Genomic DNA, 21,052 nt, shown 5'->3' on the forward strand with positions numbered 1-21,052 from the left:
TTTTGTTATAATAAAGGGAAGTAGAAAAAGAGGATACTATGAAATTTACAGAATTTACCTTAAAACCTTATATTCAGGAAGCATTGAAGGAGATAGGCTTTGTCACGGCGACAGAAGTTCAGGAACGTTTGATTCCGATTGTCTTGTCAGGGCGTGATTTGGTCGGGGAATCAAAGACAGGATCTGGAAAGACCCACACGTTTTTGATTCCGATTTTCCAGCAGTTGCAAGAAGAAGTCGAACAGGTGCAGGCAGTGATTACCGCACCGTCGCGTGAGTTGGCAACGCAGATTTACCAGGCGGCGCGTCAAATAGCCATGTGTTCCAGTAGGGAAATTCGTGTGGTCAACTATGTCGGAGGAACGGACAAACAGCGCCAGATTGACAAGTTGCAGACTAGTCAACCCCACATCGTCGTTGGAACCCCAGGCCGTATCTATGACCTCGTCAAATCAGGTGATTTGGCTATTCACAAGGCGACAACCTTTGTAGTTGATGAGGCAGACATGACCCTGGACATGGGCTTTTTGGAAACGGTGGACCGCATCGCGTCTAGCCTGCCCAAGAATTTGCAGTTTCTCGTCTTTTCAGCTACCATTCCGCAGAAATTGCAACCATTTTTGAAAAAGTATCTGACCAATCCTGTCATCGAACAGATTAAGACGCAGACGGTGATTTCAGATATGATTGATAATTGGCTTATTTCCACCAAGGGACGGGATAAAAATGCCCTCATTTTGGAAGTTACCAAGCTCATGCAGCCTTATTTGGCTATGATTTTTGTCAATACCAAGACGCGGGCTGATGAATTGTACAGCTATTTGAGCGCAAATGGCTTGCGGGTAGCGAAGATTCATGGAGATATTCCACCGCGGGAACGCAAACGGATCATGAATCAGGTCAAGAATCTGGAATTTGAATATATTGTTGCGACAGACTTGGCTGCGCGAGGGATTGATATTGAGGGGGTCAGCCATGTCATCAACGATGCCATTCCGCAGGACTTGTCCTTCTTTGTCCATCGTGTCGGACGGACAGGGCGCAATGGTCTAGCAGGTACAGCGATTACTCTCTATCAACCGAGTGATGATGCCGATATTCGCGAGCTTGAAAAACTCAATATCCGCTTTGTTCCAAAGATGATTAAGGATGGGGAGTTCCAAGATACCTATGACCGTGACCGCCGTGTCAACCGGGAGAAATCAAGGGAGAAATTGGACCTTGAGATGATTGGTCTGGTAAAGAAGAAAAAGAAAAAAATCAAGCCGGGCTACAAGAAGAAGATTCAGTGGGCTGTCGATGAAAAACGGCGCAAGACGAAGCGGATTGAGAATCGGGCAAAGGGACGGGCAGAGCGAAAAGCCAAACGCCAGACCTTCTAGGCTGATGGAAAGATAAATAGGAAAACAGATGTTACAAACGATATTAGGTCTTTATGTGAAGAGCCTGTTGATTGCAGCAGTCGTGGTGGTTTTTCTCAGCATTGGCTGGTTTTTACTCCGTCTGGTGAAGAAAAAAGACAAGACCATCCAAGAACGCCAAGAGGTTCTCTTTGATTTGTTGATTATCAATGTGATGACCATCCCCATTTTGTCTTTTGGGATTGTGGGCATTTTACTCATGTTAAGAGTATAAGAAAGAAGGAAGAAAGATGTACGATACCATTATTATTGGATCAGGTCCTGCTGGAATGACCGCAGCTTTATATGCTGCACGTAGCAATCTAAAAGTTGCCCTTTTAGAACGAGGCATTTACGGTGGTCAGATGAACAACACCGCAGAGATCGAAAACTATCCGGGCTATGACCATATCAGTGGCCCTGAATTAGCTGAAAAAATGTTTGCGCCACTCGATAAATTTGGGGTAGAACACCTCTTTGGTCAGGTGGTGCGCGTGGAGACAGATGGTCCTGTCAAACGGGTGATGACAGAAGATGAAACCTTAGAAGCTCATACTGTTGTGCTTGCCATGGGGGCAAAACACCGCTTGTTGGGAGTGCCTGGAGAAGATACCTATAATAGCCGGGGAGTTTCTTACTGCGCGGTCTGTGATGGTGCTTTCTTCCGTGGTCAAGACTTGCTAGTTGTGGGTGGTGGCGATTCTGCTGTTGAAGAGGCGCTCTTTTTGACCCAGTTTGCGAATACCGTGACCATCGTGCACCGCCGTGATGAGTTGCGTGCCCAAAAGATCATTCAAGAACGCGCCTTTGCCAATGACAAAATCCGCTTCATCTGGGATAGTGTGGTCGAAGAAATTAAGGGAGATGACATCAAGGTGCAGGAAGTTTTGATTAAGAATGTCAAGACAGGTCAAGTAACAGCTCATGCTTTTGGCGGTGTCTTCATCTATGTAGGGCTTGATCCGATGACAGATGCAGTCGCAGATCTAGGCGTTACCGATGAGCAGGGCTGGGTGGTGACCGATGAGCAAATGGCGACCAGCCAAGCGGGTATCTTTGCTATCGGTGATATTCGTCAAAAACAATTGCGCCAAATCACGACTGCGGTCGGTGACGGAGCAATCGCTGGTCAGCAGGTTTACCACTACATCACTGAGCATGTGAACTAAGGAGAAGCTATGTTTCATATCAATGATATTCAGAAAAAATCAGACGGTATTTCCTTTGAAGAAACCTTCCAACTCTCTGATGAGTTAATGGCACGCAATGCAGATATTCTAGCGGTTTCGCCGATTAAGGTAGCCGGTCGGGTCAGCTTTGAAGCAGGATTCTACCTCTTAAATTATCAAATGACCTACGATATTACCCTCGCCTCCAGTCGTTCGATGAAACCTGTCGTACTCTCAGAAACCCTCCCTGTCCATGAAATTTTCGTGGCAGATGAGCAGGCCTTGAAAGACCAAGACATGGTTGAAGAAGACTTGGTGCTTGTCGTAGAAGAGGATATGATCGTTCTTTCAGAAAGCGTGGCGGATAATATTCTCTTGCATATTCCGCTCAAGGTCCTAGCACCAGAGGAAGAAGCAGGACAGGATCTGCCGTCAGGCAATCATTGGGCCTTGCTGACAGAAGAGGACTATGTAGCTGCAACTCAAAAGAATAAGGAAGCGAACAGCCCCTTTGCCCAATTACAAGGACTTTTTGAGGAAGAATGAAATTGACAGAAAATTGGAAAAATCTTGTCAATAGGGCGATTTCATTGTATAATGAAAGGGATATTAAGAAATAGGAGTAGAACATTCATGACAAAAGCAAATTTTGGTGTTGTAGGGATGGCTGTTATGGGGCGCAACCTTGCGCTTAACGTAGAATCAAGAGGATATACTGTTGCGATTTACAACCGTTCAGCAGATAAGACGGAAGATGTTGTTGCAAGCAATCCTGGTAAAAAGTTACTTCCAAGCTATGATGTAGAAAGTTTTGTACAATCCATTGAAACACCACGCCGGATCATGCTTATGGTGCAGGCAGGTCCCGGTACAGATGCGACCATCCAAGCCTTATTGCCACACCTTGATAAAGGAGACATCTTGATTGATGGTGGAAATACTTTCTATGAAGATACCATCCGTCGCTCGAAAGAACTTGCAAATTCAGGGATCAACTTTATCGGCACAGGGGTTTCTGGTGGTGAAAAGGGAGCGCTTGAGGGACCGTCTATTATGCCGGGGGGACAAAAGGAAGCCTATGACTTAGTAGCAGATGTTTTGGAAGAAATTTCTGCCAAAGCTCCTGAAGATGGTGCGCCATGTGTGACCTATATCGGACCAGACGGTGCAGGCCACTACGTGAAAATGGTTCACAATGGGATTGAATATGGTGATATGCAGTTGATCGCAGAAAGTTATGATCTGATGCAGCACTTGCTCGGTCTTTCTGTGGATGAAATGGCAGACATCTTTACTGAATGGAATAAGGGTGAGCTTGATAGCTACTTGATTGAAATTACAGCAGATATCTTGAAACGTAAGGATGATGAAGGTCAAGAAGGCCCGATCGTTGACTATATCCTTGATGCCGCTGGAAACAAGGGAACGGGTAAATGGACGAGCCAATCCTCACTCGATTTGGGTGTACCATTGTCCTTGATTACCGAGTCTGTATTTGCCCGCTATATCTCAACCTACAAAGAAGAGCGTGTACATGCTAGCAAGATCTTGCCAAAACCAGCAGCATTTAACTATGAGGGAGACAAGGAGGAGTTGATCGAGAAAATCCGTCAAGCCCTTTACTTCTCAAAAATCATGTCTTACGCCCAAGGCTTTGCTCAATTGCGCGTAGCATCTAAGGAAAACAACTGGAACTTGCCATTTGGTGAAATCGCGAAAATTTGGCGTGCTGGCTGTATCATCCGTGCTCGTTTCTTGCAAAAGATTACGGATGCTTACGGACGTGATGAGGATCTTGCAAATCTCCTCTTGGACGAATACTTCCTTGATGTAACAGCCAAATACCAACAAGCTGTTCGTGATGTGGTAACCTTGGCGGTACAAGCAGGGGTTCCTGTTCCAACATTCTCAGCAGCGATTACCTACTTTGACAGCTACCGTGCTGAAAACCTACCAGCTAACCTGATTCAGGCACAACGTGACTACTTCGGAGCGCACACCTATGAGCGCAAAGATAAAGAAGGAATCTTCCATTACTCATGGTATGATGAAAAATAATCTATGGTAAAAAAAATCTTAATTGCAGGCCGCGAGCGCAATCTATCTCACTTTGTGTCTATGGAGTTGCAAAAAAAAGACTACTTGGTCGACTATACTTCTACGGGAAAAGAAGCGCTTCAGCTTGCCCATGAGACTGATTTTGATTTGATTCTCATGAGCTTTCAGCTGTCGGATATGTCTAGCCAAGATTTGGCGGCAGAACTGATAAAAATCAAGCCGACAACTGTCATGATTGTGGTGGTAGATAGTGAGGATGCGGCAACCTACGGTGCTGAAATTCAGCGCTATGCGGTTTCCTACATCATCAAACCCTTTGTCATCAGCGACTTGGTCGATCAGGTGGCCTCTATCTTTAGAGGGCGGGATTATATCGACGAGCATTGTAAGCAGGTCAAGCTCCAAGCGGCCTACCGTGATTTGAACATTGATTTTCAAAATCGAACGGTCACCCGTGGACCTGAGTTGATTAACCTGACCCACCGTGAGTATGACCTCCTTGCGACCTTGATGAACAGTCAAGAAACCTTGACGCGGGAGCAGCTCTTGGATCGGGTTTGGAAATACGAAGCAGGCGCTGAGACCAATGTTGTCGATGTCTATATCCGCTATCTGCGTGGGAAATTAGACTTACCTAGTCAAGAATCCTATATCAAAACCGTCCGTGGCGTAGGCTACGCCATGCGGGAAGAATAACATAAAAAGAGTGAGATGCAGTGCTTCCCTAGCCGTGCATATTCTCACTTTTTTGTTGAGTTTAAGCAATCAATATGGTTCCTAGATAAGAAGGCAAAAAAGAAATTATGCTCTATAAAAATCAAAATCTGATTCGCTTTCACAATTGAGAATGGCGGAAGGCTGGAGATAAGGCTAGCAAGGCTAGCTTCCTCGAAACCTCGAGTATAACTTAGGTTAGCTGAGGATTATTAGATACTCCCTATTTCCAACCTCTAACAGTCTTCCAGACTATTGGAATGATAGGTAAAATATTATAGTATGTGTAAATCTCTTTTCTCGTGTAAGGGCATATCTTTTTTGGTAGAATGATAGGGCTACTATTTTCTGACTTTTTCTCTCAATTATGTTATCATATGTAGAGTTAGAATGAAAAGGAGATGAGAAGATGGAGAAAAGTTCGTTTAAAGAGAAGCTCTTGCTGATTAGTTTTGCGTCTGTGGTCTTGCTTGCGGTATTGAATTATCCAGATATTTATAGTACGCTCAAGGTCTTGTTGTCCAGTATGAATGCCTTGTTTATCGGGGCGATTTTTGCCTTTATTTTGAACGTTCCGATGAAGAAGTTGGAAGATGTGATTGAAAGGGTACCTATCTTGCGAAAAAGCAAGCGGTCTTTAGCAATTGTTGGAGTGTTGATTATTTTTGTGCTGATTGTGACAGGGGTAGTGGTGATTGTCCTCCCGACCTTGGTATCAACGGTGTCTGAGTTGGTATCGGTGACCAATCAAGCCATTCCTAAGTTGATTCGGACCTTACAGGATAGTGGCTTCTTGTCTAGTAAATTAGGCAGTCGCTTGAACAGCTATGTGAGCCAGTTTACAGATTGGTCGAAGCTGTCAGGTTTTGCGACGGCTTTCCTTGCGGGACTAGCTACTAATGTGACAGGCATCTTTTCAAATGTTTTAACCTTGGTCATGGCCTTCTTTTTCACCTTGAGCATTCTTGGGAGCAAGGAGCATTTACAGAGCATGGTGGATAAGCTCCTCCGTGCGACTTTCTCAGAAAAAGTGGTGCGGGTCATTGCCTATATTGGTGAAGTCATCATTGAGACCTATGATCGCTTCTTGATGAGCCAGATTGTAGAAGCGGTCATCATCGGTGTGTTGGTCTTTGTCAGCTACTCGCTTTTTTCCATTCCTTATGCTGGAATGGCAGGGATTTTATCAGGGGTCCTATCCTTTGTCCCTTACATTGGTCCTCTTTCTGCTTGTATCATCAGTGCCCTCTTTATATCGGTGCAAAATCCTTGGTTGGCCTTGTGGTCCATCGTCTTGTTCCAGATTCTCCAGTTGATTGAGGGGAATGTCATCTATCCTCGTGTAGTGGGACAATCTGTTGGTTTGCCAACGCTTTTCACCTTGGCTGCAGCCTTAATCGGTGGGAATTTATTTGGTTTGCTGGGCATGGTCTTCTTTACACCCATTTTTGCAGTCATTTATCGCTTGGTGCGGGAATGGACTTACGCACGGCTTGAAAAGAAACAGAAGTTGCACATCGATACTGATCGAGAGCAGGACTAGTTCTGCTCTTTTCTTTTGCGCTACTCCAATCACGCCAAACGCATGAAGAAAACTTCGTTTTCAGAAATCATATTTTCAATATTAACATCAGTTTTTTATTGAAAAAAGTGATATAATAGCTTTGAAAATGAAGGATTACCCCTGTTAAAGTGTAAGTTTTATGGAAATATTTTGAAAAAATGCATGTAACTAGAAAATAGTTGCATGCATTTTCTTCATGCGTACGGCGTGTACTCCAATCACGCTCCCTTTTATTCTCCTCTGAAATATGGTACAATGAAGTGATAATGATAGAATGGGAGAAATAGTATGCGTTGCCCCAAATGTACCAGTATAAAATCAAGTGTGGTCGATAGTCGTCAAGCTGAAGATGGAAATACCATTCGCAGAAGAAGAGAGTGTGAAAACTGCGGTCATCGCTTTACCACTTATGAACGTGTGGAAGAAAAAACCCTAGTTGTCGTGAAAAAAGACGGCACTCGTGAGCAGTTTTCACGTGAGAAAATTTTCAACGGGATTATTCGTTCTGCTCAAAAACGTCCCGTGTCCAGTAGTGAGATCGAAGAAGTGGTCAATCGGATTGAGCAAAAGGTTCGGGCCCATAGCGATAGCGAGGTCGAAAGTGATTTGATTGGCAATTTGGTCATGGAAGAATTGGTCGAATTAGATGAGATTACCTATGTCCGCTTTGCCTCTGTCTATCGTTCCTTTAAAGATGTGGGCGAATTGGAAAACTTGCTCAAACAAATCACCAAGAGTAGCAAGACCAGGAGATAGAACAAGACATGAAACCAAACGATCTCTATTCTTATATGCGAAAGAATGCTCTCAGTCCCAACTGGCTTAGCTTCATTCTCTGTTACCAACCGATTATTGGACAGGATGCGGCTACGGTCTATCAATTCTTGTGGGCTGGCTATGACCATGGTGCGGGGCAGTATGCCATTAGCCGTATTTTAAATCATGTCAATATGGGCATGGGGCGCTTGGAACAGGCGCTTGATGTACTCGGTGCTATGGGATTACTTGCGATTTATCAAAAGGACGAAAAAATCGTGTTTCGCATGGCAGAACCCTTGTCAAAAGAGGCTTTTTTGAGCAATCCCTTATATCAAAAACTGTTGACCAAGAAAATTGGAGAACCAGCAGTTGAGGAATGGACCGTTGCAAAACCAGTATCAGACACCGAAGTGACGAAGAAATTTTCAGATATTTTTACTAGCCTAGGTGAGGTTCCGCTTGCTCCTCTGACAGCTCGGAGCTTTGATTTGCAAGCCTTTCAGACCATGATGGCACGTGACCGTCTGCGCTTTCAGAATGAGACGGACGATGTCATTGCTCTCTATCATCTAGCGGAAAAAAATGGCTGGGATTGGATGCAGGCGTATAAGGTCGCAAAAGAAACAGCCAACGGTCAAGTGATTTTGGTCAAGCGCATGGAACAAAAGGTGGTGGCAAGACCTGTCGCCGCTAGTTTGACCAAGCAGGAGCAAGCCATTGTTCGGGAAAGTCAGTCCAAGACAGCACTTGAATTTTTAACCCTTTTAAAAGAAGCTCGCAAGGCGACTGTCACTATGTCCGAACGCAAGTGCTTGCAACAGCTGGTGGATTTGGGCTTGCTTGATGAGGTCATCAATGTGATTGTCCTTTATACCTTCAACAAGGTGGACTCAGCCAATTTACAAGAAGCCTACGCTTTGAAATTGGGCAATGATTTTTCCTATAAGCAGATTAAAAGTGCAGAGCAGGCGGTCTATCATTTGCGCGAGAGCAAGGCCGTGGGCCGTAAGAAAGACAGCAGTCAAGCCAAGAAGAGCAATGTACCTGAATGGAGTAAGCAGGAAGTCAAGACCGAGCAAACTGCTCAAGGTCAGGCAGAACTGGCTGCGCTCTACCGTGAATTAGAGGCTATGGAAACGAAAGGAGAGGGATGATGAAAGCTGTAGAAAGCAAGGTGCCACAAGGTGCTGCATCGGGAAGAAAATCCTATCAAGAACTCTATCAAGAAATCGTTCAAGATAAGGAAGTGGCTGATTTTATCCGTCAACACCAATTGACAGAAGAAGAAATGACCCGCTCCATTTCCAAGTTTTTTGAATATGTGACCGAGCGCAAGAAATTTCTCGACCAAGATGAATCTTACATCGCAGTTGGTTATCAGCCAGTCCTCATCATGAATGAGGGCTACGCCGATATCTCTTATTTAGAGACGGCGGAATTGATTGAGTACCGCAAGGCAGAAGCGATTAAAAATCGTATCCAGCTGATTAATCTGCCAGCTAATCTGAAAAATATTACGATTGCAGATGTTGATCTCAATGATGAAAATCGGGTAGAGGTCATGAAAGCCATTACTGAATTTGTCAAGCAGGCAGGTCAGGACAATAAGGGCTTGTATCTCTATGGCAATTTTGGGGTTGGAAAGAGTTATCTCATGGCCTTTTTAGCCAATCTCTTATCCAAGACTCACCAGATGTCAACTACCATGCTCCACTATCCAACCTTTGTCGTAGATATTAAAAATGCCATTGGCGAGGGTCTAGTCAAGGAAAAAATCGATGCCATTAAGACAGCACAAGTCTTGGTCTTAGATGATATTGGTGCGGAGCAACATAGCTCTTGGGTGCGCGATGACGTCTTGCAGGTCATCTTGCAGCATCGCATGCAGGAAAACCTGCCGACCTTCTTTACGTCGAATTTTTCCTTTGCCGACTTGGAACGCCATTTTGCGGCGGGGCGTTCAGGTGATGAGACTTGGCAGGCTAAGCGGGTGATGGAACGCATTCGATTTTTAGCTACTGAATTACAGTTAGGAGGAGTGAACCGTCGATGAATGAAACCATTGAGCTAATGCTCTCTCACAGCTCCGTCCGTAGATTTACCGAGGATCCGATTGCGGACGAGGATTTGCAGGCGATTATTAGCGCGGGGCGCGCAGCTTCGACCTGGAAGAATTTCCAGTCCTATTCGATTATTGTGGTGCGTTCAACAGAGAAAAAAGAGGCGCTTCATGCGCTGACACCGCAACCTGCCATTTTACAGGCAGATACCATTTTGCTTTTTGTAGGAGATCACAACCGAGCGAGCAAGGCTGCTGAACTACACCAGACGCATTTTGATGCCAAAGGGACAGAAAACCTCTTGATTTCGTCTGTTGATGCTGCCTTAGCTGGACAAAATGCCATGCTAGCAGCAGAGAGTTTGGGCTACGGTGGTGTCTTTATCGGTATGATTCGCCATGCAGGAAGAGACATTGCTGACTTGTTTAGACTTCCAGACTACACCTATCCAATCTTTTGTATCGCTTTAGGCAGACCCAACCAGCATTTTCCAGTCAAACCGCGCCTGCCTCATGAAAACGTTGTTTTCGATGAAGAATACCAAGAGCAAGGTGTGGAGGCGATTGCTACTTACGATCAAATCCAATCAGATTATGCGGGAGCTAGACAGAAAGAAACGTGGTCTGAGCGTCTGGTTGCCCAATTTGGTCAGGCAGAATATCCAGAAACCAAAGCACTTTTGAAAGAAAAACAGTTACTATAGAAAAGGAGGAGCAATGGCTCTACCAACTATTGCCATCGTGGGGCGTCCCAACGTTGGAAAATCAACCTTATTTAACCGGATTGCGGGTGAGCGCATTTCCATCGTAGAAGATGTGGAGGGTGTCACTCGTGACCGTATTTATGCCACAGCTGAATGGCTCAATCGTCATTTTAGCATCATTGATACAGGCGGCATCGACGATGTGGATGCTCCTTTCATGGAGCAAATCAAGCACCAGGCAGAAATTGCCATGAGTGAGGCAGATGTCATCGTCTTTGTTGTATCTGGTAAGGAGGGCGTGACTGATGCTGATGAATATGTGGCAAGGATTCTCTACAAGACCAACAAGCCCGTCATTCTAGCGGTGAACAAGGTCGATAATCCTGAGATGCGCAGCGATATTTATGACTTCTATGCCTTGGGCTTGGGCGATCCTTACCCAGTATCGTCTGTCCACGGGATTGGAACAGGAGATGTGCTGGATGCGATTGTGGAAAATCTACCGGCAGATGTCGAGGAAGAAAATCCAGACATGATCAAGTTCAGCTTGATTGGTCGCCCCAATGTTGGGAAATCGAGCCTCATCAACGCTATTTTAGGTGAGGAGCGCGTGATTGCTAGTCCCGTTGCAGGAACGACTCGCGACGCGATTGATACCGTCTTTACCGACAGCGAAGGTCAAGAATTCACCATGATTGATACCGCCGGTATGCGCAAATCTGGAAAAATCTATGAAAATACCGAGAAATATTCCGTTATGCGTGCCATGCGTGCCATTGACCGTTCCGATGTGGTGCTGATGGTCTTGAATGCTGAAGAAGGCATTCGCGAGTATGACAAGCGGATTGCAGGATTTGCCCACGAAGCAGGAAAAGGGATGATTATTGTTGTTAACAAGTGGGACACCCTTGAAAAAGACAATAAGACCATGCAACATTGGGAAGCAGACATCAGAGACCAGTTTCAGTATCTTTCCTACGCACCCATTATCTTCGTCTCTGCTGTGACTAAGCAACGCTTGCACAAGCTACCCGCCATGATTAAGCAGATTAGCGAAAGCCAGCAGACACGGATTCCGTCTGCTGTATTAAACGATGTCATCATGGATGCCATTGCAATCAATCCGACGCCGACCGACAAGGGCAAACGCCTCAAAATTTTCTATGCGACCCAAGTAGCAACCAAACCCCCAACCTTTGTCGTCTTTGTCAATGAAGAAGAACTGATGCACTTCTCCTACCTCCGTTTCCTTGAAAATCAAATCCGCAAGGCTTTTGTCTTTGAAGGGACCCCTATCCATTTGATTGCCCGTAAGCGGAAGTAGCTTTTCGAGTATTTTCTGACAATTATCGTCATTCAGTTTATACTTAAAGGTAGCCACAGCTGTAACTCGCTAAAGCTAGAACAGCTGCCTATCCACTAAAGGGATTCACAGCTGTAATCGGCTAAAGCCGAAACAGCTGCCTATCTATTTTCTGAGCTTTTAGCCCGAATTCAATTACTAAGATACAAAAGCTCGTTTTATTTCCAATCTCCAACAGTCTTCTAGACTATTGGAGCGAGTACTAAAAATAAACGAAAAGACTGTATAAAAACCGAGCTGGTTTCGACCAACTCGGTTCTTTTTATAGATAGAGGATATCGCCGTGACGACTAGGTTTGCTAAGAATCATGAGGCCTTCAATGATGGCAAGGATAGAGGGAATGCCCGTCCAGCACAAGAAGAGGTAGGCCAACCCTAAGGCAGTCCGCTGGCTGTAGAATTTATGGGCACCAAGTCCGCCTGCGACGAGGGCTAGCAGGAAGTAGTAGACCTTGTTTATCGGAACAGGAGGTGTCGTTTTTTTGTTTTTTTGATACCCAACAATGAAGCAGCAGATTGAGGTAATGATTAGAATCATCATGATAAATGGAACACCAATCGATAGTGCCATGAGCTTCCCTCCTTTTTGAAAAACGCTTTCTTTTATAATTAGTATACTGGATTCTGGTGTGATAGGCAAGTAGAATGAGGGGATTCTAAAAGAAAAACACTTCCATTTCGGTATCTAAAAAAATATGCTATAATGAAAAGATAAGGTAAAGGAGTATGTATGGGTCGATTAATGCCGGGGTGGATTCGCCAAGAGGGAATCTTGCTCTATGAAAGAGGACAAGTAGAGGTCAAACAGCTAAAGGATAGACAGCTCTTTTTAAAGATTGAAGACGAGGAATTTTGCTATGCGCTAGAAGAAGCTAGCCTGGCTTGTAGCTGTCAGGTCTTTTCACAGAAAGGCTATTGCAAACACCTAGCTGCGGCTGAATATTTTTTGAAAAATGATGCAGAAGGCAAGATCTTGGAAGAGCAGCTTTCTGCTGATGAAGAAGAACACGAGGAAACAGTACGCAGAACCTATGCTGGTGGGTTATTTCTTGATGATTTGTTAGAGAGCAGGCGGGAAGTTGGTATCCGTTACCGTCTGGCTGCGGAGGGGCAGATGATGCTCTTTGACCATAATATTGACTGGACCTTGAAAATTCAGCGTGGCGCTGATCCACGAGCCTACGTTATTCGTGATATTGGCACTTTTTTACAGTCTCTGAAAAAAGGTGGTTATTATCAGATTGGGAAGCAGTATTATGAGCGGATTTCCTTTGAACAGTTTGATGTGGCCAGCCAAGAGCTGGTGGCCTTTTTGTGGCGTTTGATTCCTGATAAAAGAGTCGGTGATTTGGAAATCTTACTTCATTATGGACGGCATCTGCGCCTGCCACTTGCTAATTTTGAAGAAGGGCTAGATTTCTTGATGCAGCTGGAATCCTTTGAGTTTCAGCACGATATGAATATCTATACGGATGTGCAATTGCTGGCTTTTGATGCTCAGGCTGAGCGTTATTTCTTTGAAGTCGTGGTCCACCAATACATGATTGAGTTGCGGGTAGAAGAGCGGCCTTTTCGCGAACTCTTTAACGGTCGTTATCTATTAGTGGACAATCGTCTTTACTATCTGGATAGGAAACAGCAGCAGATTATAGCTTCGCTTAAAGGGCTTGTTCCAAATGAGGGAGGAGAAAAAGTAGTCCAATTTGACTTTCAAGATCAAGAACGCTTGGCGCTTAGTTTGTTGGAGCTGGAATTGGTTGGAAACGTCAAGGCGCCGAAGCGCTTTATGATCCATGATTTTCGTCCTCGGTTTGACTTTTTCATGCGAGCTGAGGGGGAGATTGAATTGCATCTCACACTGGAATTTGACAAGAGGCAGGTAGCGCGTAGGGAAGACTTAAACCTTCTACCATTTTCGTATCATTTTCAACATTTGGAGCAGGTCGAGCAGGTAATCCGAGAAGCAGGTTTTAGAGGAGACTTTATTGCGTATCATCCACCGCTTGCACCAGCAGAATGGTATGGATTTTTCAGCCAGACCTTGGCAAGATTTCGCACCTTTGGTCAGGTGAACTTGTCCAAAGAATTAGAGGACATGCTCATCGAGGTTCAACCAAACATCGTCGTTGAGACAAGGGGATCTCTGCTCGATATTTCCTTTGACTTTGCAGGGATTGGTGAGGATGAGATTGACCAAGCTGTGACAGCTCTCTTGGGGGACGCCACGCATTTTACTAGTCAGACAGGAAAGATTTTGGTCTTTGATGAGGAAACGAGACGACTTAGCCAGACCTTGCAGGACTTACGGGCTCGCTACCAATCATCAGGACATCTGTCTCTTGACCGCGTAGCCTCTTACCAACTAGCTCAGACTTGGGCTGGCAACGATTCGGTGCAATTTTCCAAGGATTTTCAGCGGTTGGCGTATGATTTGGCTCATCCAGAATCATTTGAGTTACCGGAATTGCGAGTGACGGCTGCCTTACGTGACTATCAGCTTCTAGGCGTGAAATGGCTGTCCATGCTTGACCACCATGGTTTCGGTGGGATTTTGGCAGATGACATGGGGCTGGGGAAAACCCTCCAAACCATTGCTTTTTTGAGCAGTCATTTGGAAAAAGATAGTAAGGTCTTGATTTTAGCACCCTCCAGCCTGATTTACAATTGGCAGAGCGAGTGCCAGACCTTTGCGCCTGATTTAGATGTGACCGTAGCCTATGGAAACAAGGAGAAGCGGGAGGAGCAGATTCTTGCAGGACATCAGATTATCATTACCAGCTACCACTCCTTTAGGCAGGATGTAGAGCTCTATCGGCAACAGCGTTATGATTACTTGATTTTGGACGAAGCGCAAGTTATGAAAAATGCCCGGAGCAAGATTGCTCAGTTTTTGAGAGAATTTGAAGTGGGCAATTGCTTTGCCCTTTCGGGAACGCCAATTGAAAATCGTCTGTCAGAATTATGGTCGATTTTCCAGATTGTGCTACCAGGGTTATTGCCAGGAAAGACAGAATTTGCCAAGTTGTCAGTAGGAGAGATCGCACGGAGTATCAAACCCTTTGTTTTACGCAGGAAAAAGGAAGATGTGCTACTAGAATTACCGGATTTACTGGAAGTCAATGTCCTAAACGAATTGACCGATGAACAGAAGGTCGTCTACCTAGCCCAGCTCAAACAAATGCAGTCAAGTATTATGGATGCAAGCGATACCGAAATTCAGCGCAAGAAAATGGAAATTCTCGCAGGCATCACCCGTCTCCGTCAAATTTGTGACACACCCAAACTCTTTATGCCAGACTACAAGGGAGAAAGTGGGAAGCTTGAGAGTTTGAGAGAGTTGCTGGTTCAGCTAAAAGAAGGGAACCACCGCATCTTGATTTTTTCTCAATTCCGCACCATGCTTGACATGATTGAGGAAGAGTTGGAAGTGCTAGGATTGACCAGCTACAAATTGACAGGCTCGACCCCAGCAAATCTCCGTCAAGAAATGACGACCGCCTTTAATGCAGGAAGCAGAGATGCCTTTCTGATTTCGCTGAAAGCAGGTGGCGTGGGACTCAATCTGATAGGGGCAGACAGTGTGATTCTGGTCGACCTCTGGTGGAATCCAGCTGTAGAAGCCCAGGCCATAAGCCGTGCCCACCGTATGGGGCAGACCGAGAAAGTGGAGTGCTATCGCCTGATTACCCGTGGGACTATTGAGGAAAAAATCCAGGCTCTACAAGAAAGCAAGAAGCATCTGGTGACGACCGTGCTTGACGGCAATGAAAGCAGGGCCAGTATGACGGTTGATGATATCCGAGAGATTTTGGGTATTTAATACTCTCAAATCAGTTGTTAGAGGCCTTTGCTAGCCGGATCTAAGCACGCCAAGCGCATGAAGAAAAATTACCCTATTTTTTCTGAAAAGAGTGAGTATGCTCTGAAAAACAGAAAATATTTGTTAGTTTTTCTAGAAAATGTAACTTTTCGAATGTTTCTTTTTTATCAAAAAGAGATTTTTTACAGTTTGGTCTCAGGAAAAAGAGTTGAACGGTGAGACACGGCTAACAATTTGCGATTGTCATTGTTTTTCAACGAATGATTTTCTTCATGTGTTTGTCCTAACTCTAAGGAAAAAAGATAGTCAAAGTGCGTAAGGTATGGTATAATAATCGTTTGAAAGGAAGAGCGTATGGTGAGAATGCAGACAAGATTTCCCCTAGTAGCTGATGATGAGTTAATTGTGGGAGAAAATCCTGAAATGAGATTATACGATGAAGGGGACTTGATTAGTAATATCAAGGGGCCTTATCAAGACAGAGAATTTGGGCAAGAAGTAGCGAACTCAGCTACTCCTCACTATCGAGAGGAACGTGGGGCAGAAGAGGCCCTCCTGCCACCACTTTTTAAAGGAACTCCGAGTCCGTACTCTCGCAAGGAACGCTATCAAAAGCCAGCATCTCCTGTTTCTCCTACCCCTCAAGTGAAAACACAGGGACAGTTGGCACGAGAGACAGCGCGTGAAGATTTGAAGAAAAAACGTTCGGCCTCTTATCTTCAACAAGAGAAGCCACGCTCTATTCTGCCAGAACAGCATCAGGTGACCGCACCCTTGGTCAAAAAGCCAGTGCCTCACTTGACCGCCTTGGCCAATCGCTTACAACAGACAGACTATATTTTGGCGGACATGCCAGCAGTTTATTCACTGCAAAAAGAAAATCGAGAACAAGAACAACCAGTCAAGAAAAATTCCTATGACTTTTTGAAGAAAAGTCAGGTCTACAATTACCCGGAGCGCAAGGTACAACGTGAGCGTCGTCTAGCACAAGAATTAAATCTAACACACATGGAAGAGGGATTAGAATGACAAAAAACTATCATTTTATCGGAATTAAGGGCTCAGGAATGAGTGCCTTGGCTTTAATGTTGCATCAAATGGGGCACAAGGTACAAGGAAGTGATGTGGAGAAATATTACTTCACGCAGCGTGGTCTTGAGCAAGCAGGGATTGAGATTCTCCCTTTCAGTGAAGCAAACATTACGACAGATGTCGAATTGATAGCAGGAAACGCCTTCCGTCCAGACAACAATATCGAGATTGCCTATGCGGATATAAATGGTTTCACCTATAAACGCTACCATGAATTTCTCGGCCAATTCATGCGTGATTTCACGAGTTTTGGTGTAGCAGGAGCGCATGGAAAAACATCGACAACCGGGCTCCTTGCGCATGTAATGCGCAATATCACGGACACCAGCTACTTGATTGGGGATGGGACAGGTCGTGGTTCAGAAAATGCCCAGTATTTTGTCTTTGAATCAGACGAATACGAGCGCCATTTCATGCCTTATCACCCAGAATACAGTATCATTACCAATATTGACTTTGATCATCCAGACTATTTTACTAGCTTAGAGGATGTCTTCCATGCCTTTGATGACTATGCCAAGCAGGTGCAAAAGGGCTTGTTTGTCTACGGTGAAGATGAGCAACTCCGCCATATTACAGCAACTGCACCGATTTACTACTATGGTTTTAATGAGGATAATGACTTTGTAGCTTATGATTTGCAGCCATCAACGACTGGTTCGCAGTTCAAGGTCCGTCATGCAGGGCAGGAATTAGGTCAGTTCCAAATCCCGACCTTTGGTCGTCACAATGTTCTCAATGCGACAGCAGTGATTGCGAATCTGTTTGTTGCCGGATTTGATTTGAACTTGGTAGCCGAACACCTCAAGACCTTTGGAGGCGTGAAGCGCCGTTTCACGGAGAAGATTGTCAATGACACGGTGATTATTGATGACTTTGCACATCATCCGACAGAAATTATTGCAACCATTGACGCTGCTCGTCAAAAATACCCAAGTAAAGAAATCGTGGCTATTTTCCAACCACATACCTTTACACGGACTATTGCTTTGTTAGATGAATTTGCGTTTGCCTTGAGTGATGCAGATGCGGTCTACCTGGCACCAATTTACGGATCAGCCCGCGAGACAGACAATGGTCAGGTTAAAGTTGAGGACTTGGCAGCCAAAATCAGTAAAAAGGGTGGGGTTGTATCTCTTGAAAATACATCGCCCCTCCTTGACCATGACAATGCCGTTTATGTCTTTATGGGAGCAGGAGACATTCAATCCTACGAATATTCATTTGAACGTCTACTTTCAAACTTATCCAATAACGTTCAGTAAGGAACACAGGAGACAGCGGATTTTCCACTGTCTCTGCTGATTTTATACTCATTTCGTTTATACCTAAAGGTAGTCACCACAGCTGTAACTCGCTAAAGCTAGAACAGCTGCCTTATCCACTAAAGGGATTCTCATCTGTAATTGGCTAAAGCCGAAACATCTGCCTATCCACTAAAGGGATTCTCATCTGTAATCGGCTAAAGCCGAAACATCTGCCTATCCACTAAAGGGATTCTCATCTGTAATCGGCTAAAGCCGAAACAGCTGCCTATCCACTAAAGGGATTCTCATCTGTAATCGGCTAAAGCCGAAACAGCTGCCTATCTATTTTCCGAGCTTTTAGCCCGAGTTCAATTACTAAGATACAAAAGCTCGTTGACACGAGTTACACTCGTTTTATTTTCACGCTCCAACAGTCTCCCAGACTATTGAAGCGAGTACTAAAAGGAAACGAAACGACTATAAGGAGAGCACATGCAAATTCGACACGCACGATTCGCAGACCTTGAAGCAGTTAATCGCATTGAACAAGAAAATTTCAGCCAAGAAGAACAGATTGCAAAAGAAGTGCTGGCTTTTTATTTAGAACATGAGCAGAAGACCTGTCTGGTGATGGAAGATGAGGGAGTCGTGGTAGGTTACATCTTGGCACTTCCGACAGAGCAAGCGACAGTTACGGACGGCTTGTTTGAAAGACTTGAGCAGATGGATGGTCCCCTACCATATCTAGCAATTGTCAGTCTATCCGTAGCGGATGTCTATAAGGGTCAGGGTGTGGGGACTTTGCTACTTGCCGCAATCAAGGAAATTGCAGTCCAAGGAAACTATCAGGGCATCAGCCTAACCTGCAAGGATTATCTCCTGTCTTACTACGGCATGTATCAGTTTGAAGAGTTGGGTGTTTCAGAATCTCAGTTCGGAGGCAAAATTTGGTACGATATGTACTGGAAATGTCCTTGACATAGTACCCTGCTTGATTTTGTAACACTTTTAAGATATAATGGCTTGTAACTGTTTGAAAGGAGCTTTATTGTGACAAAAGATGCACATGAAAAGGATGGGAAGCCTTCTAGTTTTCGTGATAAAATTTTACGCAATTTAGAAGAAATCAAAGCAACATCTGCTTCAGAAAAAGCTGATTTTCTTTCTGACACTTCAGACCACCAATGGATGGAAGAGGATTTAACCGATACAGTTGCTCTTCATCGCCCATCCTTGACTGAAACTGTTAGCGAAGACGAAGGATTATTGGAAGATACGATTATCTCTCCTGACACTAGTAGAATTTCTAGGGATATGCAATCTAACATGCGACAAAGACGAAACCGAAACCGGAAAACGCAAGACAATGTGGCAAAGCGGATTGTCAAATTTGTGATGACAGCCGTTATCCTCTTGTTGGTGATAACAGGAATTTCCGTCTGCTTCTACATCAAATCAAGTTTAGAACCAGTCAATACGCGAGCAACGGAAATGGTTCAAGTAGAGATTCCAGAGGGCTCTTCTACAAAAGAGATTGCTCGAATTCTAGAAGGACATCACTTGGTTAAAAATGCAACGGTTTTCAATTATTACGCAAAACTAAAAAGTTATAACAATTTTCAAAGTGGATTCTACAATTTGAGCCAGTCTATGTCGGTAGACGAACTTGCAAAAGCCTTGCAAGAAAGCGGAACGTTGACAGCGCAAGAGCCAGTTGCAGGAAAAGTCCTTGTCGTAGAAGGTCTGACAATCAAACAAATCGCTCGGGCAATCACAGACAACGTTCACACAGCCGATAAGGAAGATAAAACCCCATTCACGGAAGATGCCTTTCTTGAAACTATTCAAAATGAGGACTTCATTAATCGAATGGTAGCAGCTTATCCAAAATTATTGGGCAGTCTGCCTGCAGCAAATAGCGGTGTCAAGTACCGCTTGGAAGGATATCTTTTCCCAGCGACGTATGACTATTCAACAGCGACAACGATGGAAGAGCTGATTGAGCAGATGATTGCGGCCATGGATAATCGCTTGCAGCCTTACTATGAACAATTAGCGGCAAAAGGCCTCAACGTCAACGATCTTTTGACCTTGGCATCACTGGTTGAGAAAGAAGGTTCAACTGACGAAGATCGACGCAACATTGCGAGTGTATTTTTCAACCGTCTCAATATTGGTATGCCACTCCAATCGAACATTGCGATTTTATATGCAATGGATAAGCTGGGTGAAAAGACGACCTTGAAAGAAGATACAACGATTGATACGACAATTAATTCCCCTTATAATATCTATGTCAACACTGGCTTGATGCCTGGTCCAGTCGACAGCCCAAGTCTCTCTGCAATTGAAGCAACCTTTGCTCCAAACAAAACAAACTATTATTACTTTGTAGCAGATGTTACGACAGGTGCGGTCTACTTTGCTGAAACAGGTGAAGAGCACAATCAAAACGTTGAAAAATATGTCAATAGCAAAGTAAACAATTAGAGCAATAGCTCCGATAAAATTATGTGGTTTTCCGCATAATTTTGTTTTCATAACAGAATTTTAAATGTAAAGGAAGAAAAAAAAGAACATGTCTGAAAAAACATATCCAATGACGATTGAAGAAAAGGAAAAATTGGAAAAAGAATTAGAAGAGTTAAAGCTCGTTCGTCGTCCTGAAATTGTTGAGCGTATCAAGATTGCTCGCTCTTACGGAGACTTGTCTGAGAACTCTGAGTACGAAGCAGCAAAAGATGAGCAAGCCTTTGTCGAAGGTCAGATCTCAATGATTGAGACCAAAATTCGCTATGCAGAGATTGTCAACAGTGATGCAGTAGCAGCAGACGAAGTCGCAATCGGTAAAACCGTGACGATTCAAGAAGTGGGTGAGACCGACGAAGAAGTCTACATGATCGTAGGAGCGGCAGGAGCCGATGCCTTTGCTAATAAAGTCTCAAATGAAAGCCCAATTGGTCAAGCCCTTATCGGCAGGAAAACAGGCGACATTGCAACTGTTCAGACACCTGTTGGTAGCTACGATGTTCAGATTTTGAAGGTTGAAAAAACTAAATAAGGCCAGTTGGCAGAACAGACAATAAAAGGGAGCAGACAGGGA

At 44.4% G+C, this 21,052-nt stretch carries 19 protein-coding genes; 18 read left to right on the plus strand and 1 reads right to left on the minus strand.

Annotated elements, in window-relative coordinates; genetic code table 11:
* Positions 1–38: 38 nt before the first annotated feature.
* The 12 genes from E4T82_RS04650 to der all read left to right on the plus strand — a co-directional run bounded on the left by E4T82_RS04650 (position 39) and on the right by der (position 11,751).
* A complete protein-coding gene (locus tag E4T82_RS04650) occupies positions 39–1,382 on the plus strand; it encodes a DEAD/DEAH box helicase (protein WP_135181704.1) in 1,344 nt (447 codons plus the stop codon).
* Between the two features lie 28 nt (positions 1,383–1,410).
* Positions 1,411–1,635: a DUF4059 family protein gene (locus E4T82_RS04655; RefSeq protein ID WP_135181705.1), complete on the plus strand. Its 225-nt coding sequence runs from the start codon at positions 1,411–1,413 to the stop codon at positions 1,633–1,635.
* Between the two features lie 16 nt (positions 1,636–1,651).
* Positions 1,652–2,569, plus strand: a complete 918-nt coding sequence (gene trxB, locus E4T82_RS04660) for a thioredoxin-disulfide reductase (protein ID WP_135181706.1) — start codon at positions 1,652–1,654, stop codon at positions 2,567–2,569.
* 9 nt (positions 2,570–2,578) lie between these two features.
* A complete protein-coding gene (locus tag E4T82_RS04665; protein ID WP_135181707.1) occupies positions 2,579–3,115 on the plus strand; it encodes a YceD family protein in 537 nt (178 codons plus the stop codon).
* 87 nt (positions 3,116–3,202) lie between these two features.
* The gene (gndA, locus tag E4T82_RS04670; protein WP_135181708.1) at positions 3,203–4,627 is read left to right on the plus strand and encodes an NADP-dependent phosphogluconate dehydrogenase; all 1,425 of its coding nucleotides are present in this window, start codon (positions 3,203–3,205) and stop codon (positions 4,625–4,627) included.
* Positions 4,628–4,630: 3 nt separating this feature from the next.
* Positions 4,631–5,323 (plus strand): response regulator transcription factor, encoded by a 693-nt coding sequence (locus E4T82_RS04675; RefSeq protein ID WP_135181709.1) that lies wholly within the window; start codon positions 4,631–4,633, stop codon positions 5,321–5,323.
* 427 nt (positions 5,324–5,750) lie between these two features.
* Positions 5,751–6,884, plus strand: a complete 1,134-nt coding sequence (locus E4T82_RS04680; protein ID WP_135181710.1) for an AI-2E family transporter — start codon at positions 5,751–5,753, stop codon at positions 6,882–6,884.
* 309 nt (positions 6,885–7,193) lie between these two features.
* Positions 7,194–7,661: a transcriptional regulator NrdR gene (gene nrdR, locus E4T82_RS04685; RefSeq protein ID WP_135181711.1), complete on the plus strand. Its 468-nt coding sequence runs from the start codon at positions 7,194–7,196 to the stop codon at positions 7,659–7,661.
* 8 nt (positions 7,662–7,669) lie between these two features.
* Positions 7,670–8,818: a replication initiation/membrane attachment protein gene (locus E4T82_RS04690; RefSeq protein WP_135181712.1), complete on the plus strand. Its 1,149-nt coding sequence runs from the start codon at positions 7,670–7,672 to the stop codon at positions 8,816–8,818.
* Positions 8,818–9,717 carry a primosomal protein DnaI gene (dnaI, locus tag E4T82_RS04695; protein ID WP_135181713.1) on the plus strand — a complete coding sequence of 300 codons (900 nt, stop codon included), beginning with the start codon at positions 8,818–8,820 and terminating at the stop codon, positions 9,715–9,717. The genes E4T82_RS04690 and dnaI overlap by 1 nt, the downstream gene beginning before the upstream one ends.
* On the plus strand, positions 9,714–10,427 hold the full coding sequence (locus E4T82_RS04700) for an NADPH-dependent oxidoreductase (RefSeq protein ID WP_135181714.1): 714 nt from the start codon (positions 9,714–9,716) through the stop codon (positions 10,425–10,427). Before dnaI ends, E4T82_RS04700 begins: the two co-directional genes overlap by 4 nt.
* A gap of 13 nt (positions 10,428–10,440) precedes the next feature.
* Positions 10,441–11,751: a ribosome biogenesis GTPase Der gene (der, locus tag E4T82_RS04705; protein WP_135181715.1), complete on the plus strand. Its 1,311-nt coding sequence runs from the start codon at positions 10,441–10,443 to the stop codon at positions 11,749–11,751.
* 301 nt (positions 11,752–12,052) lie between these two features.
* Here the strand turns inward: der and E4T82_RS04710 are convergent, their stop codons facing one another.
* A complete protein-coding gene (locus E4T82_RS04710) occupies positions 12,053–12,361 on the minus strand; it encodes a TM2 domain-containing protein (RefSeq protein ID WP_228065056.1) in 309 nt (102 codons plus the stop codon).
* A 159-nt stretch (positions 12,362–12,520) separates the two neighbouring features.
* On the opposite strand from E4T82_RS04710, the gene E4T82_RS04715 reads away from it, so the two are divergent.
* The 6 genes from E4T82_RS04715 (at position 12,521) to greA (ending at position 21,010) form a co-directional block, all read left to right on the plus strand.
* Positions 12,521–15,610, plus strand: a complete 3,090-nt coding sequence (locus E4T82_RS04715; protein ID WP_135181716.1) for an SNF2-related protein — start codon at positions 12,521–12,523, stop codon at positions 15,608–15,610.
* 363 nt (positions 15,611–15,973) lie between these two features.
* Positions 15,974–16,639 carry a hypothetical protein gene (locus E4T82_RS04720; RefSeq protein WP_228065057.1) on the plus strand — a complete coding sequence of 222 codons (666 nt, stop codon included), beginning with the start codon at positions 15,974–15,976 and terminating at the stop codon, positions 16,637–16,639.
* A complete protein-coding gene (murC, locus tag E4T82_RS04725) occupies positions 16,636–17,967 on the plus strand; it encodes a UDP-N-acetylmuramate--L-alanine ligase (protein WP_135181718.1) in 1,332 nt (443 codons plus the stop codon). The genes E4T82_RS04720 and murC overlap by 4 nt, the downstream gene beginning before the upstream one ends.
* Before the next feature lie 474 nt (positions 17,968–18,441).
* The gene (locus tag E4T82_RS04730) at positions 18,442–18,927 is read left to right on the plus strand and encodes a GNAT family N-acetyltransferase (protein ID WP_135181719.1); all 486 of its coding nucleotides are present in this window, start codon (positions 18,442–18,444) and stop codon (positions 18,925–18,927) included.
* A gap of 72 nt (positions 18,928–18,999) precedes the next feature.
* Positions 19,000–20,439: an endolytic transglycosylase MltG gene (gene mltG / locus E4T82_RS04735; protein ID WP_167753564.1), complete on the plus strand. Its 1,440-nt coding sequence runs from the start codon at positions 19,000–19,002 to the stop codon at positions 20,437–20,439.
* A gap of 88 nt (positions 20,440–20,527) precedes the next feature.
* On the plus strand, positions 20,528–21,010 hold the full coding sequence (gene greA / locus E4T82_RS04740) for a transcription elongation factor GreA (RefSeq protein ID WP_135181720.1): 483 nt from the start codon (positions 20,528–20,530) through the stop codon (positions 21,008–21,010).
* Positions 21,011–21,052 lie beyond the last annotated feature (42 nt).

This window comes from Streptococcus cuniculi (assembly GCF_004570575.1).
Classification (GTDB): Bacteria; Bacillota; Bacilli; order Lactobacillales; family Streptococcaceae; genus Streptococcus; species Streptococcus cuniculi_A.

What these genes read in the sequence shown, in the direction of transcription:
- trxB (WP_135181706.1), top strand. Translation starts at nt 1,652, where the DNA reads ATGTACGATACCATTATTATTGGATCAGGTCCTGCTGGAATGACCGCA.
- E4T82_RS04650 (WP_135181704.1), top strand. Translation starts at nt 39, where the DNA reads ATGAAATTTACAGAATTTACCTTAAAACCTTATATTCAGGAAGCATTG.
- gndA (WP_135181708.1), top strand. Translation starts at nt 3,203, where the DNA reads ATGACAAAAGCAAATTTTGGTGTTGTAGGGATGGCTGTTATGGGGCGC.
- E4T82_RS04715 (WP_135181716.1), top strand. Translation starts at nt 12,521, where the DNA reads ATGGGTCGATTAATGCCGGGGTGGATTCGCCAAGAGGGAATCTTGCTC.
- E4T82_RS04665 (WP_135181707.1), top strand. Translation starts at nt 2,579, where the DNA reads ATGTTTCATATCAATGATATTCAGAAAAAATCAGACGGTATTTCCTTT.
- E4T82_RS04720 (WP_228065057.1), top strand. Translation starts at nt 15,974, where the DNA reads ATGCAGACAAGATTTCCCCTAGTAGCTGATGATGAGTTAATTGTGGGA.
- murC (WP_135181718.1), top strand. Translation starts at nt 16,636, where the DNA reads ATGACAAAAAACTATCATTTTATCGGAATTAAGGGCTCAGGAATGAGT.
- E4T82_RS04680 (WP_135181710.1), top strand. Translation starts at nt 5,751, where the DNA reads ATGGAGAAAAGTTCGTTTAAAGAGAAGCTCTTGCTGATTAGTTTTGCG.
- greA (WP_135181720.1), top strand. Translation starts at nt 20,528, where the DNA reads ATGTCTGAAAAAACATATCCAATGACGATTGAAGAAAAGGAAAAATTG.
- E4T82_RS04675 (WP_135181709.1), top strand. Translation starts at nt 4,631, where the DNA reads ATGGTAAAAAAAATCTTAATTGCAGGCCGCGAGCGCAATCTATCTCAC.
- E4T82_RS04710 (WP_228065056.1), bottom strand. Translation starts at nt 12,361, where the DNA reads ATGGCACTATCGATTGGTGTTCCATTTATCATGATGATTCTAATCATT.
- der (WP_135181715.1), top strand. Translation starts at nt 10,441, where the DNA reads ATGGCTCTACCAACTATTGCCATCGTGGGGCGTCCCAACGTTGGAAAA.
- E4T82_RS04655 (WP_135181705.1), top strand. Translation starts at nt 1,411, where the DNA reads ATGTTACAAACGATATTAGGTCTTTATGTGAAGAGCCTGTTGATTGCA.
- E4T82_RS04730 (WP_135181719.1), top strand. Translation starts at nt 18,442, where the DNA reads ATGCAAATTCGACACGCACGATTCGCAGACCTTGAAGCAGTTAATCGC.
- nrdR (WP_135181711.1), top strand. Translation starts at nt 7,194, where the DNA reads ATGCGTTGCCCCAAATGTACCAGTATAAAATCAAGTGTGGTCGATAGT.
- dnaI (WP_135181713.1), top strand. Translation starts at nt 8,818, where the DNA reads ATGAAAGCTGTAGAAAGCAAGGTGCCACAAGGTGCTGCATCGGGAAGA.
- E4T82_RS04700 (WP_135181714.1), top strand. Translation starts at nt 9,714, where the DNA reads ATGAATGAAACCATTGAGCTAATGCTCTCTCACAGCTCCGTCCGTAGA.
- E4T82_RS04690 (WP_135181712.1), top strand. Translation starts at nt 7,670, where the DNA reads ATGAAACCAAACGATCTCTATTCTTATATGCGAAAGAATGCTCTCAGT.